We start from the raw sequence: 15,024 nt of genomic DNA, 5'->3' as shown, positions 1-15,024 counted from the left end.
GATGAAAACCTATGAACTGATCGGATCCGCGGGCTGCGGTTCGGCCGTTGTGGAGATGGCGCTGGTGCTGGCCAACGTGCCGCACACGTTGACCGATGTGCCGTATCTGAAACCCGGCCCCGAGCGCGACCGGCTGCTGCATCTGAACCCGTTGGGGCAGGTGCCGACGCTGGTCACGCCAGACGGCGAGGTCATGACGGAAAGCGCGGCCATGATCCTGCACCTGCACGACGTGGCGCCGCAAGCGGGCCTGGCGCCGGGGCCGGACAAGCCCGAGCGTGCCCGCTTCCTGAATCTGCTGCTGCGGCTGGTCGCGGCCATCTACCCGACTTTCACCTACGGCGACAATCCGCCCCAATGGACCAGTGAAGGCGCTGCCGCGGACCTGTTGCGCGAGCGCGTGCATACGCGGCGGGCGGAATTGTGGCAGGAACTGGAGCGCCAGGCGGGCGCGCCCCACATGCTGGGCCGCCGGTTTTCCGCGCTGGATCTGTATGTGACGGTCATGACGCATTGGCGGCCAGGGCAAGCCTGGTTCGCCTCCGTCTGCCCGGCGTTGACGGCCGTGGCGCGCGAAGCGGCGCTGGAGCCGAACGTGGCGCGGGTGCTGCGACGGAATTTCCCGCCGCCGACCGAATAGGCGCGGCGGCGGGTTGGGCGGCGCGGCGCTATGCCTTACCGCGCCGCTTGCCCTTTGCCCGTGCTTCGCGCACGGCGATGTAGACACCGCTGCCCGCGATGAACAGCGCGCCCAGATACGCAAAGGCATCTGGCGCTTCGCGCCAGAAGATCCAGCCCAGGATCGTGGCCCAGATCAGGCCCGTGTAATCGAAGGGAGCGACGACGGACGCCGGGCCAATCCGAAAACCCTGCGTGATCAGCGCCAAGCCCAAGGTGCTAAAGAGCGCAATGCCGAAGAAGTAGGGCAGATGCTCCGTGGCGGGCGTCTGCCAGACCCACGGCAGGGCAACCGCGCTGCACACCAATTGGCCCAGCACGATGTAGAACGTCGTCGTCAGCATGCCTTCGCCGCGGTTGATGCCGCGCGCGGTGATCATCATCACGGCATACAGCAGGGCGGTCGTCAGCGGGTACAGCGTTGCCGCCTGGAACGTGGCCGAGCCGGGGCGCACCACGATGAGCACGCCCGCAAAGCCGGCCAACACCGCCAGCCAGCGCTTGCCATCCACGCGTTCCTTCAGGATCAGCACCGACAGCGCGGTGACGAACAGCGGCGCGGCGAACGCGATGGCGGTCGCCTCAGCCAGCGGCAGCGCGCGCAAGCCCAGATAGAAGCAACAGGCGGACACCACGTTGATCGCGCCGCGGGTCAGGTGCAGGCCCGGATGGGTGGTGCGCAGCACGCGGCGGCCGCCCAGCCACAAGGCCAGCGCGGTCACGAAGGGCAGCGCGATCAAGGCGCGCAGGAACAGGATCTGCAGCGGGTTGTAGTGGGCGCCCAGCCATTTGGCGTTGGCGTCGCTGAGCGTCAGGAAAAAGATGCCGCCCACCACGCAGGCGATGCCTGCGGCGGCGGAATGGTCCCGGGCGGCGGGTAATACGGTTGAGGAAGACATCTGAAACCTGCAAGGGCGGCGGTTCCTGCCGCCATGGGGAAAAGGGGACGTGCGGGCGGGGGGTATCAGCCCTGCGCGCGGTAGGCGGCCAGCGCCACCATGGCCCAAGCCGCCAGGAAGGCGGCGCCGCCGATGGGCGTGACGGCGCCAAGCCAATGGGTGCCCGTCAGGGACAGGATGTACAGGCTGCCGGAAAACAGCACGATGCCCGCGAACATGACGAGGCCGGCCGCCGACAGCAGCGGCGAGCCGAAGCGGGCGCCCAGCAGCGCAATGATGAACAGCCCCAGGGCGTGGATCAGGTGGTACATCACGCCCGTCTGCCAGACGGACAGCAGCTCCGGGGTCAGCATGCGCTTGAGTCCATGCGCGCCGAAAGCGCCGGCACCCACCGCTACCATGAGGTTCAACGCCGCGAGTATCGTGAGCTGCCGGTCCGTCATTGCCTGTCCTTGTCTGTGATCGTGTGTAACGCCGCCTATGATATGCCCAAATCCGGTGCATACCGGAGGCGCGCGCGCATCGACCAGAAGTCGCCTTGAAATCGATGTTCCAAATGGGATATTATAAATTCTGTTTGGAACTCTGTCTGGGGGCATCATGACTATCGCCATCGTTGGAAAGGCGGCCGACAAGCGCGGCGCTTCTGCCAAGCGTCCTCCGCGGCACGCGGCGGCCCGGGCCAAGCAGTTGTTCCTTGAACTGGTGGACAGCCCGTTGAGCGACATCGCGCGCGACGTGCGCCGGGGCCTGCCCGCGCAGATGGTGGACGACGCTGCCGACTTCCTGCAAGTGCCCAAATCGGAAATCATGGCCATCACCGAGGTCAAGGCGGCGTCGTTGTCGCGCTGGACTCGCGAAGGCCAGATGCTGCCGCTGGGTGAATCGGACCGTCTGGCCCGGGTGGCCCGTGTGGCACGTGTGGCCCGTCAGGTGCTGGGCAGCGACGAAGAGGCGGTGCTGTGGTTGAACACGCCGGTGCCGGCCCTGGGCAACGTCAAGCCCTTGTCGCTGCTGACGTCTGACGCCAGCAGCCGGATCGTGGAAGACACCCTGGCGCGCGCCGCGGCCGGCGTCTACGCATGACGGAGTTCGTCTCGCTGTGGCGCATTGGCACGACGGCCGGCAAGTACCGCGCCGACGATTTGAGCGGAGCCGGCGCGGCCGCTGTGGGGGGGCGCTACAACAGCCCGGGCACGGCGGTGGTGTATGCCTCGTCCAGCGTGGCGTTGGCCGTGCTGGAAACGGTCGTGCATTTCGCGGCCCGCGCGTCCGAACAGGCCAACCGGTATCTGATCGAACTGGCGGTGCCACGCGCCATTCATGAGGCCCGGCAGGTCCTGACGTTAGGCCAACTGCAAGAGGACTATCCCTTCTGGGAGGCGGTGCCGTTCGCGGAAGCCTCGCAGGCCGTGGGCGACAACTGGGTGGCCTCCGGCGTGTCGGCGCTGCTGGAACTGCCCAGCGCCATCGTGCCGTATCGCGGCGTGCCCGACTGTAATCTGCTGATCAATCCCGCGCATCCGGATGCGGAACACATCGTGGTGGTGCGGCGCGAACGGTTCATCTACGACCCGCGCTTGCGGCCCGGCTGATCCAGCCCGGCCGCGCAGCGCGGTTTGCCTGCGGCCTTGGCGCGTCAATCCACCGTCAGCACGGCGCGGCCCACCACCTTGCCGGCCCGCAGCGCGGACAGCACGCTGTCGGCTTCGGCCAGCGCGTGGCGGTGCACCGGCATCGGCGGCACCTTGCCCGCGCGCACCAGTTCCATCAATTCTTGCAGTTCGGTCAGGTTGCCCACGTAGCTGCCGATGATGGACATGGCCTTCATGGGGATCAGTGCGATCGGCCACGACGAGGCGCCACCGAACAGGCCCACGATGATCAGCTTGCCGCCCTTGGTCAGGAAGTCGAATGCCAGGGAGGTGGTGGCGGGTGCGCCCACCAGATCGATCGCCGCCTGGACGGGCTTGCCGCCAGCCGCCTTGATGATCTGCTGCGCGGCGTCGGGCGCGGCGCCGTCGATGGCAGCCAGTGCGCCCGCGTCCAGCGCGGCCTGACGCTTGGCGGGATCGATGTCGACCACGATGGCGCCCGCGCCGCCCAGCGCCTTGATCAGGGTCAGGCTCATCAGGCCCAAGCCCCCAGCGCCGAAGATCACGACCGGATGTTCGCGGTAGATGTTGGCGCCGATCTTCTTGAGCGCCGAATAGGTGGTCAGGCCTGAGCACGCGTAAGGCGCGATCTGCGCCGGGTCCAGGTCGCCGATGTCGATCAGGTACTTGGGATGCGGCACCACGATGTGGTCGGCGTAGCCGCCGGCGCGGTGCACGCCCAGGCAGGCCGGCGCGGAGCAGTGGTTTTCCATGCCTGATACGCAGGACGGGCACTTGCCGCAGCCGATCCACGGATAGACGAGGTAATTGCGGTCGCCGGACAGGCCCGAGGCTTCGGGGCCTGCCGCGACGACGGCGCCCACGGTTTCATGGCCCATCGTCAGCGGCAGCGACACGCCGCGGTCCTTCAAGGACAGCGTGCGGCCCTGGCCCAGGTCATAACCGCCTTCCCACAAGTGGATATCGCTGTGGCAAACCCCCGCCGCACGGACCTTCAGCAGCACCTGCGTCCCTTGCGGGGTGGGCGTGGGCTGATTCATTTCCTGCAAGGGTTCGCGGAAGTTGACGACGCAATAGCACTTCATGGGATGTCTCCTTTAGTGATTCTTATGGCCGGGGCACTGCGAGGGGCGCTACTTCTTTACCAGCGGGCATTCGCTGTCGGCCAGCGACACGAACACTTTTTCGCCAGGCACGGTAGACAGGATACGGTAGAAGTCGCCGGGATATTTGGACTCGGCGGGCTTCTTCACTTCGACCAGATACAGGTCCATGATGACGCGGCCGTCTTCAGGACGGATCCGGGCATTCTTGATCAGTTTGGTTGTGATGGGCAACTCGCGCATCTTCTGATTGACCGCGGCGCCCTCGAACGTGCCGGCGGCCTGGGCCGCTTGCAGGTAGTGCGTGGTGGCGACGTAGCTGAGGGCCTGCACGATGGAAGGCGGGCGCGTGACGCCCATCTTCTTCTGCCAGCGTTGCGTCCACGCGCGGGTGTCTTCGTCGGCGTCCCAGTAGAAGCCGGTGGGGAAGGTCAGCCCTTGGGCGACGGGCAGGCCCATCGCCTGCACGTCGTTGATGAAGGTCAGGAAGGTCAGCATGCGCTGCTTGCCGCCGGTCAGACCGAACTCCTGTGCCTGCTTGATCAGGTTGACCAGGTCGCCGCCTGCGCTGGCCAGGCCCACCACATCGGCCTTGGAGGACTGCGCCTGCACCAGGAAGGAGGCGAAGTCCATGGCGCCCAAGGGGTGGCGCGTGCTGCCCACCACCTTGCCGCCCGCGTTCTGCACGAAACGCGTGGCATTGCTTTCCAGCGATTTGCCGAAGACGTAGTCGGTGGTGATGAAGTACCAGGACTTGCCGCCGCTTTCCACCACGCTCTTGACGACCGCGTTGGCCAGCGCATAGGTGTCGGGCGCCCATTGCGTGCTGAGGTTGCTGCACTGCTTGCCGCTGAAGTCGCCGGCAAAGCCGCCGCTGATCAGCGCGGTGCCGCCTTTCTCCTTGGCGACGCCTTGGGCGGCGAGGCCTGCGGAGCTGGCGCCGCCGTCCACCACGGCGACCAGGCCTTGCGTATCGAACCAGCGGCGGACCAGCGCCGAGGCCACGTCTGCCTTGTTCTGGTTATCGGCCCCGATCACTTCCACGGTCTTGCCGGCCACTTTGCCGCCGAAATCCTCGACCGCCATGCGCACGGACATTTCGGAGCCCAGGCCGCCCAGGTCGGAATAGATGCCTGAACGGTCATTGGACACGCCCAGGCGAACAACATCCGATTGGGCTTGGGCCGCGGACGCGGCCATCACGGCGGCAAGGGCCGCCAGCAGGGGTTTGATACGCATCTGTCTGTCTCCCCGGCCCGGGTCGGGGCCGATTATTGGAATTGTGGTGATGACGCGGTACCGCTATCCGAGGCGCCAGTTCTCCAGCCGGCTGAACTTCATTTCTTATTGGTGAATATAAATTCCTGTGCAAGAATTTAGGTTCGCTCATATGAAAAGTCAACTTAGTGGATGACCTAGCAGATTTACGAATTTTCTGAAGGCAAATCCGAACAGGGGTCGACACATGGAAGTGAAACTGGTCGTGCGGACGCTGGAACTGATCGAGCTGTTCGCACAGACGCGGCGGCCGATGCCGTTAACGGAATTGGCGCAGGGTTTGGGCGCCCCGATGTCGAGTTGCCTGGCGCTGGTGCGCACGCTGGTCGCGCGCGGCTATCTGTACGAAGTGCGCCGACGCGGGGGGTATTACCCGACCGCCAAGCTGCACGCCTTGAGCGGGCAGATCCAGGCAGGCGATCCCTGGCTGGAGGCCGTGCGGCCGCATCTGGTTGCCTTGCGCGACGCGGCCAATGAAACCGTGATGCTAGGCAAGATCCAGGATGGCGCCGTGGTGTTCCTGGACGTGGTGGAATCGACCCACCCGGTGCATTACGCGGCGCGCCCGGGGGAGCGCCGTCCGATGCACACCAGTTCGGTCGCCAAAGCCATCCTGGCGCGGCTCGCACCGGCGGATCGGGATGGCCTGCTGGCGGCGCCGGACTACACGCGCTACACCGAACGCACGCTGGTTACCCGCGACGCCTTGCGGGCCGAGGTGGAACAGGTTCAGGCGCAAGGGTGGGCGGCCAACGTGGGCGAAAGCGTGGCCGACCTGACCGGACTGGCGGTCGCGTTGGATCTGGGCGGGGAATGGTACGCGCTGTGCATGGCCGGACCCACGCCGCGGGTGTGGGAACAGCGCGACCAGAACCTGCGTCATCTGCACGCGGCGGCGGAAGCGATCCGCCGGGCGCGCGCAGTTTAGCCCCGGGGGGCCATCAAGCCCAGATTCAAGGGCCGCGACGCATCAGCGTCGATTTGCCGAACAGGCTTTCGATCAGATCCACCGCCAGTTCCGCCGTCTTGTTGCGCACGTCGAAGGCAGGGTTCAGTTCCACCACGTCCAGCGAGCGCATCAGGCCGGTGTCGGCGATCATTTCCATGCACAGCTGCGCTTCGCGATAGGTCGGGCCGCCGGGCACCGTCGTGCCCACGCCGGGGGCGATCTCGGGGTCCAGGAAATCCACGTCGAAGCTCACGTGCAAGTGGGTGTCGGCATCCAGCCCGGCCAACGCGGCTTCCATCGTGGCGCGCATGCCCATTTCATCCAGATAGCGCATGTCGAACACTTCCAGTCCGGCTTCATGCACCAACCGCTTTTCGCCTTGGTCCACGCTGCGGATGCCGATCTGGCGGACCCAGCCCGGTTCGATGTCTGGGGTCTGGCCGGACATGCCCGTGATCTGCTCGGGACCGTAGCCGCACAGGCAGGCCACGGGCATGCCGTGGACATTGCCGGTGGGCGTCAACGCGTTGGTATTGAAATCGGCATGGGCATCCAGCCACAGCACGCGCAGCTTCTTGCCCGCTTCGCGGCAGTGGCGCGCCACGGCGCTGATCGAGCCGATGCCCAGGCAGTGGTCGCCGCCCAGCAGCACGGGCAGACGGCCTTCGGCCAACTCGGCGTATACGGCATCGTGCACCGCGCGGTTCCATGCCGCGACTTCTTCCAGATGGCGGTAGCCGTCCACAGGCGGCAGCCAGGGGTTGGCGGGGCCGTACAGGTTGCCGCGGTCGGTCACCTGGAAACCTTGGGCCTCGATCGTGGGCCCCAGGTCGGCCACGCGCAAGGCTTCCGGGCCCATGGATGCGCCGCGCGCACCGGCGCCGATGTCCGTCGGTGCGCCGATGAGGGTGATTTGGGTAGGCAAGGTGGCGGTGTTCTGCACGTGGGCGGGCTCCGGTGGGTTCTTCAAGAGGCGGATAGTACCGCGGCCAATTGGTCGCATGCCCAGTCGACCTGTTCCCGCGTGACGATGAGCGGCGGCGACAGGCGCAGCGTGTGGCCGTGGGTATCCTTGACCAGCATGCCGCGTGCCTGCAAGCGTTCGCTGAAGCGGCGCGCGCCGCCCGCATCGGGCTCGAGTTCCACTGCCAGCATCAGGCCGCGTCCGCGGACCTCGCGCACGGGACCGGGCAGGGTGCGCAGCCGTTCCAGGAAATAGGCGCCGACTGCCGCCGCGTTCTCGATCATGCCTTCGTCGGTCAGCACTTGCAGCGCGGCGCGGGCCACGGCGCAGGCCAGCGGATTGCCGCCGAAAGTGCTGCCATGCTGGCCCGGCTGAAACACGCCCAGTACGTCGGCGTTGGACAGCACGGCTGACACCGGGTAGAAGCCGCCCGACAGCGCCTTGCCGATCAGCGTGACATCGGCTTCGATGCCTTCGTGCTCTTCGGCCAGCAGTTTGCCTGTGCGGCCTAGCCCGGTCTGGATCTCGTCAAGAATCAGCGTGATGCCGCGCTCGGTGCAGCGATGGCGTACCCGCGTGAAGTAGCCGGCGGGGGGCATCACCACGCCGGCCTCGCCTTGTATGGGCTCGACCAGGAAGGCGACGGTGTTGGGGGTGATGGCGGCATCGAAGGCGTCGAAGTCGCCAAAGGGCACGATCTTGAAGCCGGGCGCGAAGGGGCCGTAGCTGCCGTAGGCGTCGGGGTCGGTGGAAAAGCCCACGATGCCCAATGTGCGGCCATGGAAGTTGTTGGCGCAGACGATGATCTCGGCCTGGTCCTGCGGCACCCCACGCACCTCATAACCCCATTTGCGTACCGCCTTGATGGCGGTTTCGACAGCTTCCGCGCCGCTGTTCATGGGCAGGATCTTGTGCGCGCCGGTAAGCCGGGCCAGGTCTTCGTAGAATGGCGCCATCTGGTCGTGGCGGAAGGCGCGGGACGTCAGCGTAAGGGTTTGCGCCTGTTCGACCATGGCGGCCAGGATGCGGGGATGGCAGTGCCCCTGGTTGACGGCGGAATATGCCGACAGGCAATCCAGGTACTTGCGGCCATCCACGTCATAGACCCAGACGCCACTGCCGCGGGCGATGACGACATCCAGGGGATGGTAGTTGTGGGCGCCCAGCTGGTCTTCGATCTGGTCGCGGCGGCGGGCGGCGGCCCGGGCGCCGGGCAGGGTGGTCAGCACGGAATTCATGAGGCCTCCCGGAAGGGACGGATTGCGACCATCTTAGCGCTAGTCCCGGCGTCCAGACATTGCCATTGCGTGACAAAGGCCTTTCGGGGATCAGCGCGCAAGCTGCTGCACAATATCGCCAGCGCTGGCGCGGGGCCAGCTTTCCAAGACTTCTGGACACTCTTCATGCTTCTCAAGCACCTGCTTTTCAAACTGACGCGCGGCGCTGCCGTTGCGGCCCTGGGCCTGGCGGCGTCCGCCACCGCGATGGCGCAGGACAAGCCCTTGCGCATTGGCGTGATTCCCAGTGTGGCGAACGAAGCGACCGAGTTGGCCATTGCGCAGGCAAAGAAAGAAGGCCTGGACGTCAAACTGGTGGAATTCAACGACTGGGTGCTGCCCAACATCGCCGTGGCGGACGGTTCGGTCGACGCGAATTTCTTCCAGCACGAACCCTTCCTGCAACTCTTCAACCAGCGGCGCGGCGCGAACCTGACGCCCATCGCTTACGGCTACTCCACCACGATCGGCTTGTTTTCCAAGAAGCTGAAAAAGGGCGACACGGTGCCGGACGGGGCCACGATCGCCGTGCCCAACGATCCCGTGAACACCGGGCGGGCCTTGCTGTTGCTGGAGTCGATCGGCTTGATCAAGCTGAAGCCAGGCGTGGCGCATGAGGCCGCGCTGGAAGACGTGGTGTCCAATCCCAAGAAGTTGAAGTTCGTGCAGATCGAAGGTTCGCAGTCCGCGCGTACGTTCGACGATGTGACGGCCTCGGTGACCTATACGACGTTCGCCAAGCAGGCCGGCCTGAATGAAAAAGACGGGCTGGCCTTCGACAACACCGACCCCGTCAGCATCCGCCGCTATGCAATCCGTTGGGTCACGACGCCGGACAAGGCGCAGGATCCCCGGCTGCTGAAGTTCATTGCGATCTACCAGAACTCGCCGGAAGTCAAAAGCACCCTGAAGCGCTTGTACGGCGACCTGATCAGCTTCCCCTGGTAAGCCGGCGCGCCGGTCAGGCGGCGGCTTCGCCGCGCGCGGCCCGGCGCCCGTTCAACCGCCAATGCAGGCCGATGGCGGCCATGCCGACGGCCGCCGAGGCGCATAGCCCCAAGGTTTCGAACCCGGCGTGCGTATACAGCGTGCCGGCGATCGCCGTGCCGACGCTTGCGCCCAGATAGGTGGTGCAGGTGTTCAGGCCCAGCACTGCGCCCCGCTCATCGGGGCGTGCCCGCGAGAGCAGCAGCACCAGCAGGTTCAGGCTCAGTTGCGACGCGGCGCCCCAGAACGCCGCGATGGCCAGCACGGCGGCCAGGGCATGCGCGGCAGGCAGCAGCGCCAGATAGACCAGCGCGATCGCGCCCAGGGCCAGCGGCAAGGCGCGACGCGGCCCCAGCCGTTCGATCAGCGGGGCGCCCGCGATGCCGGCCAGCAGAAAGCCGGCGCCGTAGGCAAAGGCGATGAAACCGACTTGCCCGGCAGACAGCGCCAGCAATGTGCGGACGTGGTCCGCCAGGAAGGCGTACACGCCGTAGAACGCCGACGAAAACGCCAGGCAAGCCAGCAGCAGCACCGGCACGTCGCGATAGGACAAGGGCGCCAGCAGCCGCGACAGGCGCAACGGCGCGGGGTTTTCGGCGCGGCGCTCAGGCAGCTTGCGCAGGCCCAGCAGGGCAGTCGCGGCGCACAGGGCAAGCACGCCATAGGTGGCGCGCCAGCCCACGGCGTCCGAGATCAGGGCCGACAGCGGCACACCGGCCACCAACGACACCGACCAGCCGGCAATGACGCGGCCGAGCGTGCGGGCCTCCTGGCCGGGTGGCGCGACCAGCGATGCCGAACCGTAGGCCGCGGGCAGGATGACGCCGGCGGCGCCGCCGGCCAGGGCTTGCGCCAGGGTCAGCACGATCCAGTGTGGCGCGGCGGCCGACAGGATCAGGGCGGCAATCAGCGCCACCATCGCGCCCAGCAATGCCCGGCGGATGCCGATGCGGTCGATGCGCGCCGCGAGGAAGAAGGCGCTGGCCGCCGTGGCGGCGCCATAGGCGGAAATGGCGGTGCTGATGGTCAGCGCGGACGTCGAGAACGAACGCGCCACATCGCTCAAGATGGGGCTGAGCGCCAGCCCGTTGGAGCCCACGACACTGACGGCGAACATCAATGCGGGGACGGAAGGGGGCGTGCGGGTATTGCGATTGCTACGATTCTGCATGCCGCGAATTTTATTGGAATAAAATAAGGGTTAACGCTGATATTTCCTTATTCCATAAAAGTTCGAATGCCGTAAGGCAGAACCTGATTCCGATGCCAGACCTGGACGACCGCGACCGAAAACTATTAACGCTGCTGGCGGACGACGCCACGCCAAGCTATGCCGAATTGGGCAAAATGCTGAACCTTTCGGCGCCCGCGGTGCACGAACGGGTCAAGCGCCTGAAGCGCGACGGCTTGATCAAGGGCATCGCCGCCAAGCTGGACGGCGCGCGCATCGGCCGCCCGTTGCTGGCTTTTGTGCACGTGGACACCAACAACTGGAGCATCACGCAACAGGTGCTGGGCCTGGCGGAATTGACCGAAGTGGAAGAGATCCACACCATCACCGGCAAAAGCGCCATGCTGCTGAAGGTGCGGGTGCGCGATACCCAGGCGCTGGAATTGCTGCTGGCGCGCATTCACAAGATCGACGGCATCACCAACACCACCAGCGATATCGCGCTGACCAGCTACCTGGAACGCGGGCCGCTGCCGGACACGACGCCCGACGCGGGGGCCTGAGGGCGCTAGCTGCGCAGAGGCGCCGTGCGCAGACGCAAGCGCGTGATTTCCGACGGGGCGCCCAAGCGCTTTGGCGGGCCCCAATAGCCGGTGCCGCGGCTGGTGTACACCCACATCTTGCCAAGGCGGTGCAGGCCCGCCGTGAACGGCTGCTGGAAGCGCACGAAAAAGCCCCACGGAAAGAACTGCCCACCATGGGTGTGGCCGGACAGCTGCAGGTGGTAACCCAGCGGTTCGGCCGCGGCGGCGCTGCGAGGCTGGTGGGCCAGCAGGATTTTGGCGCAGGCGTCCGCGGGCGCACCCGCCAGTGCGGCCTTCGGATTGCTGCGTTGCTGCGGGTCGAACGCGCCGGCGCTGTAATCCGTGACGCCGGCCACCACCACGGGCAGGCCCGAAGGATGGATCACGGCGTGTTCGTTCATCAGCACGCGCAGCCCCATGCGGCGGAACTCCGCCACCCAGGGCGCGGCGCCTGAATAATATTCGTGGTTACCGGTGACCAGATACACGCCGAATGGTGCGCGCAGTGTGCCCAGCGGGCTGGCCTGCGCAGCCAGATGCTCGACGCTGCCGTCGACCACGTCGCCCGTGACGGCGATCACGTCGGGCAGCAGTCCGTTCACGGCGTCGACGATCGCCTGCACGTAATGCTTCTTGATGGTCGGGCCGACATGGATGTCACTGATCTGCACGATGGTGAAGCCGTCCAGGTCCTGCGGCAGGCCCGGAATCGGTACGTCCACGTCGACGACGCGCGCCCGGCGGCGCGCGTTGTAGAAGCCTAGCAACGTGCCGGCGGCCGCCAGCCCCGCCACGGACCACGCGCTGATGCTGCGCAGCCGGATCCAGGGCAGGTCGGCGCCCGCCGCCAGGCTGATGAGCCAGGTCATCAGCAGCACGGCATCGCGGATCACGGTCAGCACGAACAGCGACGAGAACAGCCCCATCGCGATCAGGCCGACCCATGCGATGCGGTCGCCCCAAGGGGGATGCACGGACGAACGACCCAGCATTCCCAGGGGGATCAGGATGCACGACAGGATCAGGGCAATGGTAGCGGCGGCGGCGCCCGCGTTGCTGAGCAGCGCATCTGGAATCAGCCGTGCGCCCACGTAGACGTGGGCTAGCGCGCCGAGGGTCAGGAAGCGCAGGAAAAACGAGGATTGGCGTAGGGACACGGCGGGCACAAGGCGCGCCGGTTTCGGGGCCGGCGCACGGGTAGCAAGGGAAACGCCATTCTATGCCGGGTGCGCGCGGCGCTTCGTGCCCGTTTGCGTTAAGGCCCGACCGGGCCGTCCCGCCATAGCAGGCTGGCGTCCATCTCACGGACGTTGTTGATGCCCAGCATCGCCATGTTGCGGTCGACCTCGGCGCGCAGCAGGTCGATCGCATGGCTGACGCCCGCCTGTCCGCCCACGGCGGCCGCGTAGTTGAACGGCCGCCCGACGAAGACGAAGCTAGCACCCAGGGCCAGCGCCTTGAGCACATCGCCACCCCGGCGCACGCCGCTGTCCATCATGACCGTCATGCCGCCGGCGGCCGCGACCACGCCGGGCAGTGCGCGCAGCGGCGAGATCGCGCCGTCCAATTGGCGGCCGCCGTGGTTGGACACGATGACGCCGTCGGCGCCATGTTGGCGGGCGAGTGCCGCGTCCCGCGGATGCAGGATGCCCTTGATGATCAAGGTGCCGGGCCATTGCTTGCGGATGCGCGCCACGTGCTCCCAGCTGAGGTGGTCGCGGGCGGTGAAGTCGCGCAGCACCGACGCCGATACGATGGGGGCGCCGCGCGTCGCAAATGAGTTTTCGAAGTGCGGCATGCCATGCGCCATGAGCGTGCGCAGGAAGGTACCGGCCAGCCAGCGCGGCCGCGTCAGCCCATCCCAGGCCAGACGCAGGCTGGGCTTGAGCGGGGTGGAGAATCCCGTGCGCACGTTGTTTTCGCGATTGGCCGAGACCGGTATGTCCACGGTCAGCACCAGGGTTTCGTAGCCCGCGCGGCGGGCGCGCTCGACCAGTGCATCGATCTTCGCGGGGTCGCCGGGCAGGTAGGCCTGGAACCAGGTGCCGGGCGCTTCGCGGATGACGTCTTCCAGGGGAATGAGCGAAGTGCCGCTGAGGATGGCGGGGATGTTCTGCTCGCGCGCGGCGCGCGCCAGCACGACGTCGCCGCGGTACGCCGACAAGGCGCTGATGCCCATCGGGGCAATGCCGAAGGGCGATGCGTACTGGCGTCCGAACAGTTCAGTCTGCTGCGTCCGCCGGGACACGTCGACCAGCACGCGCGGCATGAACGCGTACTGTGCGAATGCGTGGCGGTTGTCTTGCAGGGATTGATTGTCTTCGGCGGCACCGGCCACATAGCCGAAGATGGGCCGGGGCAGGCGCCGCTGCGCCGCCGCTTCGAAGTCGTCCAGGGACAGCATGCGGGCCAGCGCGCGCGGCAGGGGCTGGCGTGTGGCAGCGCCATTGGGCGCGGTGACGGGCAGGGCGGTGAATGTCATGGCGGGCCGGTAAAAGCCCGTAATCTAACAACGCCACCTCATCGCTGAAAGCGAATAAATAAGGAAAGTCTTATTCGCTAAAAGCGAAATTGCTTGTGCGGCGGCCAAGAAGGCTCGCCGCATTTGGATCGGCGTTCAGCCCTGAGTGGGTAATGCCAGCAGTTCGCCCATGCGCACGGGGCCCAGTACCGACGGCGTGTCAGCCCAGCGGACCTTGTTCGGTCCGAACAGCACGATCGCCGTCGAGCCGAGCTTGAAGCGGCCCATTTCGGCGCCTTTCGCCAGATGGATCGGCGCGCGCGCCAGGTCGTCGTAGCGCACGGATTTGACGCGGCGCTTGTACGGGGTGACAAGACCCGCCCACACGGTTTCGATGGACGCGACGATCATCGCGCCAACCAGGATGAGGGCCATCGGGCCGTGCTCGGTGTCGAACAGACAGACGACGCGTTCGTTGCGGGCGAACAGGCGCGGCACGTTGCGGGCCGTCAGCGGGTTGACCGAGAACAGGCGGCCAGGCACGTGCACCATTTCGCGCAGCGTGCCGGCAACCGGCATGTGCACGCGGTGGTAGTCCTTGGGCGACAAATACACGGTGGCGAATTGGCCACCCTGGAAGGGCGCGGCGCGCTCGGTGTCGCCGCCCAGCAGATCGACCAGCCCGTAGCTGTGGCCCTTCGCCTGGAAGATGCGGCCTTGTTCGATCGCGCCCATCTGGCTGATCGCGCCGTCGGCGGGGCACAGCACCGAGCCGGGCTCGTCGTCCAGCGGACGCGCATCGTCTTTCAGCGCGCGGGTGAAGAAGTCGTTGAAGCACTCGTAGGCCAGCGGATCTTCTTGCACGGCTTCGCGCATGTCCACGCCGTACTTGCGGACAAAGCGCGAGATCATCCAATTCTTGACCGCGGGTTCCCGGCAGTCTGAGGCGTATCCGAAAAAGCGCGACACCAGGTGGTGGGGCGCAAGATACTGGCTGGCGAGGAATACTTGGTCTTTGATCGTCATCTACGAGCGCTGAAAAAACGCGTCCCGCGAA

Annotated in this window: 16 protein-coding genes; 6 read left to right on the top strand and 10 right to left on the bottom strand. The window is 66.5% G+C overall.

Translation table 11 applies throughout. The features are described from left to right. Position 1: 1 nt before the first annotated feature. Positions 2-640 carry a glutathione S-transferase family protein gene (locus AC27VE_RS04600; protein ID WP_006222158.1) on the top strand — a complete coding sequence of 213 codons (639 nt, stop codon included), beginning with the start codon at positions 2-4 and terminating at the stop codon, positions 638-640. A 28-nt stretch (positions 641-668) separates the two neighbouring features. Here AC27VE_RS04600 and AC27VE_RS04595 read toward each other — a convergent pair whose 3' ends face one another. Together AC27VE_RS04595 and AC27VE_RS04590 are read right to left on the bottom strand one after the other, a co-directional pair. Continuing rightward, positions 669-1,577 (bottom strand): DMT family transporter, encoded by a 909-nt coding sequence (locus AC27VE_RS04595; RefSeq protein ID WP_088587351.1) that lies wholly within the window; start codon positions 1,575-1,577, stop codon positions 669-671. A gap of 65 nt (positions 1,578-1,642) precedes the next feature. Beyond that, positions 1,643-2,020 (bottom strand): DUF423 domain-containing protein, encoded by a 378-nt coding sequence (locus AC27VE_RS04590; RefSeq protein ID WP_088587352.1) that lies wholly within the window; start codon positions 2,018-2,020, stop codon positions 1,643-1,645. 157 nt (positions 2,021-2,177) lie between these two features. On the opposite strand from AC27VE_RS04590, the gene parS reads away from it, so the two are divergent. Together parS and AC27VE_RS04580 are read left to right on the top strand one after the other, a co-directional pair. Continuing rightward, positions 2,178-2,663 carry a type II RES/Xre toxin-antitoxin system antitoxin gene (gene parS, locus AC27VE_RS04585; protein WP_006222155.1) on the top strand — a complete coding sequence of 162 codons (486 nt, stop codon included), beginning with the start codon at positions 2,178-2,180 and terminating at the stop codon, positions 2,661-2,663. Next, positions 2,660-3,172, top strand: coding sequence for an RES family NAD+ phosphorylase (locus tag AC27VE_RS04580; protein ID WP_006222154.1), 513 nt, complete (start codon positions 2,660-2,662; stop codon positions 3,170-3,172). Before parS ends, AC27VE_RS04580 begins: the two co-directional genes overlap by 4 nt. A gap of 44 nt (positions 3,173-3,216) precedes the next feature. Here AC27VE_RS04580 and AC27VE_RS04575 read toward each other — a convergent pair whose 3' ends face one another. Then, positions 3,217-4,278: an alcohol dehydrogenase gene (locus tag AC27VE_RS04575; RefSeq protein ID WP_088587353.1), complete on the bottom strand. Its 1,062-nt coding sequence runs from the start codon at positions 4,276-4,278 to the stop codon at positions 3,217-3,219. A gap of 48 nt (positions 4,279-4,326) precedes the next feature. Beyond that, positions 4,327-5,535 carry an ABC transporter substrate-binding protein gene (locus AC27VE_RS04570; protein ID WP_088587354.1) on the bottom strand — a complete coding sequence of 403 codons (1,209 nt, stop codon included), beginning with the start codon at positions 5,533-5,535 and terminating at the stop codon, positions 4,327-4,329. A gap of 226 nt (positions 5,536-5,761) precedes the next feature. Here AC27VE_RS04570 and AC27VE_RS04565 point away from each other — a divergent pair, with 226 nt between their 5' ends. Further along, positions 5,762-6,502, top strand: coding sequence for an IclR family transcriptional regulator (locus AC27VE_RS04565; RefSeq protein ID WP_088587355.1), 741 nt, complete (start codon positions 5,762-5,764; stop codon positions 6,500-6,502). 25 nt (positions 6,503-6,527) lie between these two features. Here AC27VE_RS04565 and rocF read toward each other — a convergent pair whose 3' ends face one another. Further along, complete coding sequence (rocF, locus tag AC27VE_RS04560) at positions 6,528-7,466, bottom strand: arginase (RefSeq protein ID WP_035212108.1); 939 nt, start codon at positions 7,464-7,466, stop codon at positions 6,528-6,530. Between the two features lie 23 nt (positions 7,467-7,489). After that, positions 7,490-8,725: an ornithine--oxo-acid transaminase gene (rocD, locus tag AC27VE_RS04555; protein ID WP_488703168.1), complete on the bottom strand. Its 1,236-nt coding sequence runs from the start codon at positions 8,723-8,725 to the stop codon at positions 7,490-7,492. Between the two features lie 165 nt (positions 8,726-8,890). On the opposite strand from rocD, the gene AC27VE_RS04550 reads away from it, so the two are divergent. Next, positions 8,891-9,712: a MetQ/NlpA family ABC transporter substrate-binding protein gene (locus tag AC27VE_RS04550; RefSeq protein WP_315132193.1), complete on the top strand. Its 822-nt coding sequence runs from the start codon at positions 8,891-8,893 to the stop codon at positions 9,710-9,712. Between the two features lie 13 nt (positions 9,713-9,725). Here the strand turns inward: AC27VE_RS04550 and AC27VE_RS04545 are convergent, their stop codons facing one another. Further along, positions 9,726-10,922 (bottom strand): MFS transporter, encoded by a 1,197-nt coding sequence (locus AC27VE_RS04545; protein ID WP_488703167.1) that lies wholly within the window; start codon positions 10,920-10,922, stop codon positions 9,726-9,728. A 92-nt stretch (positions 10,923-11,014) separates the two neighbouring features. Here AC27VE_RS04545 and AC27VE_RS04540 point away from each other — a divergent pair, with 92 nt between their 5' ends. Then, on the top strand, positions 11,015-11,485 hold the full coding sequence (locus tag AC27VE_RS04540; RefSeq protein ID WP_006222146.1) for an Lrp/AsnC family transcriptional regulator: 471 nt from the start codon (positions 11,015-11,017) through the stop codon (positions 11,483-11,485). Between the two features lie 5 nt (positions 11,486-11,490). On the opposite strand, the gene AC27VE_RS04535 is transcribed toward AC27VE_RS04540, so the two are convergent. From AC27VE_RS04535 to asd, 3 genes are all read right to left on the bottom strand, one after another. Beyond that, positions 11,491-12,663, bottom strand: a complete 1,173-nt coding sequence (locus AC27VE_RS04535; protein WP_488703166.1) for a metallophosphoesterase — start codon at positions 12,661-12,663, stop codon at positions 11,491-11,493. Positions 12,664-12,761: 98 nt separating this feature from the next. After that, on the bottom strand, positions 12,762-13,988 hold the full coding sequence (locus tag AC27VE_RS04530) for an alpha-hydroxy acid oxidase (protein ID WP_488703165.1): 1,227 nt from the start codon (positions 13,986-13,988) through the stop codon (positions 12,762-12,764). Positions 13,989-14,123: 135 nt separating this feature from the next. Further along, entirely contained in the window at positions 14,124-14,993 is an 870-nt protein-coding gene (gene asd, locus AC27VE_RS04525; RefSeq protein ID WP_427961943.1) for an archaetidylserine decarboxylase, read from the bottom strand. Between the last annotated feature and the right edge of the window lie 31 nt (positions 14,994-15,024).

Source organism: Achromobacter sp. 18P8.1.1 (assembly GCF_057799415.1).
The sequence above is the reverse complement of the archived record's forward strand: the minus strand, read 5'-3'. Positions and strand labels throughout refer to the sequence as shown.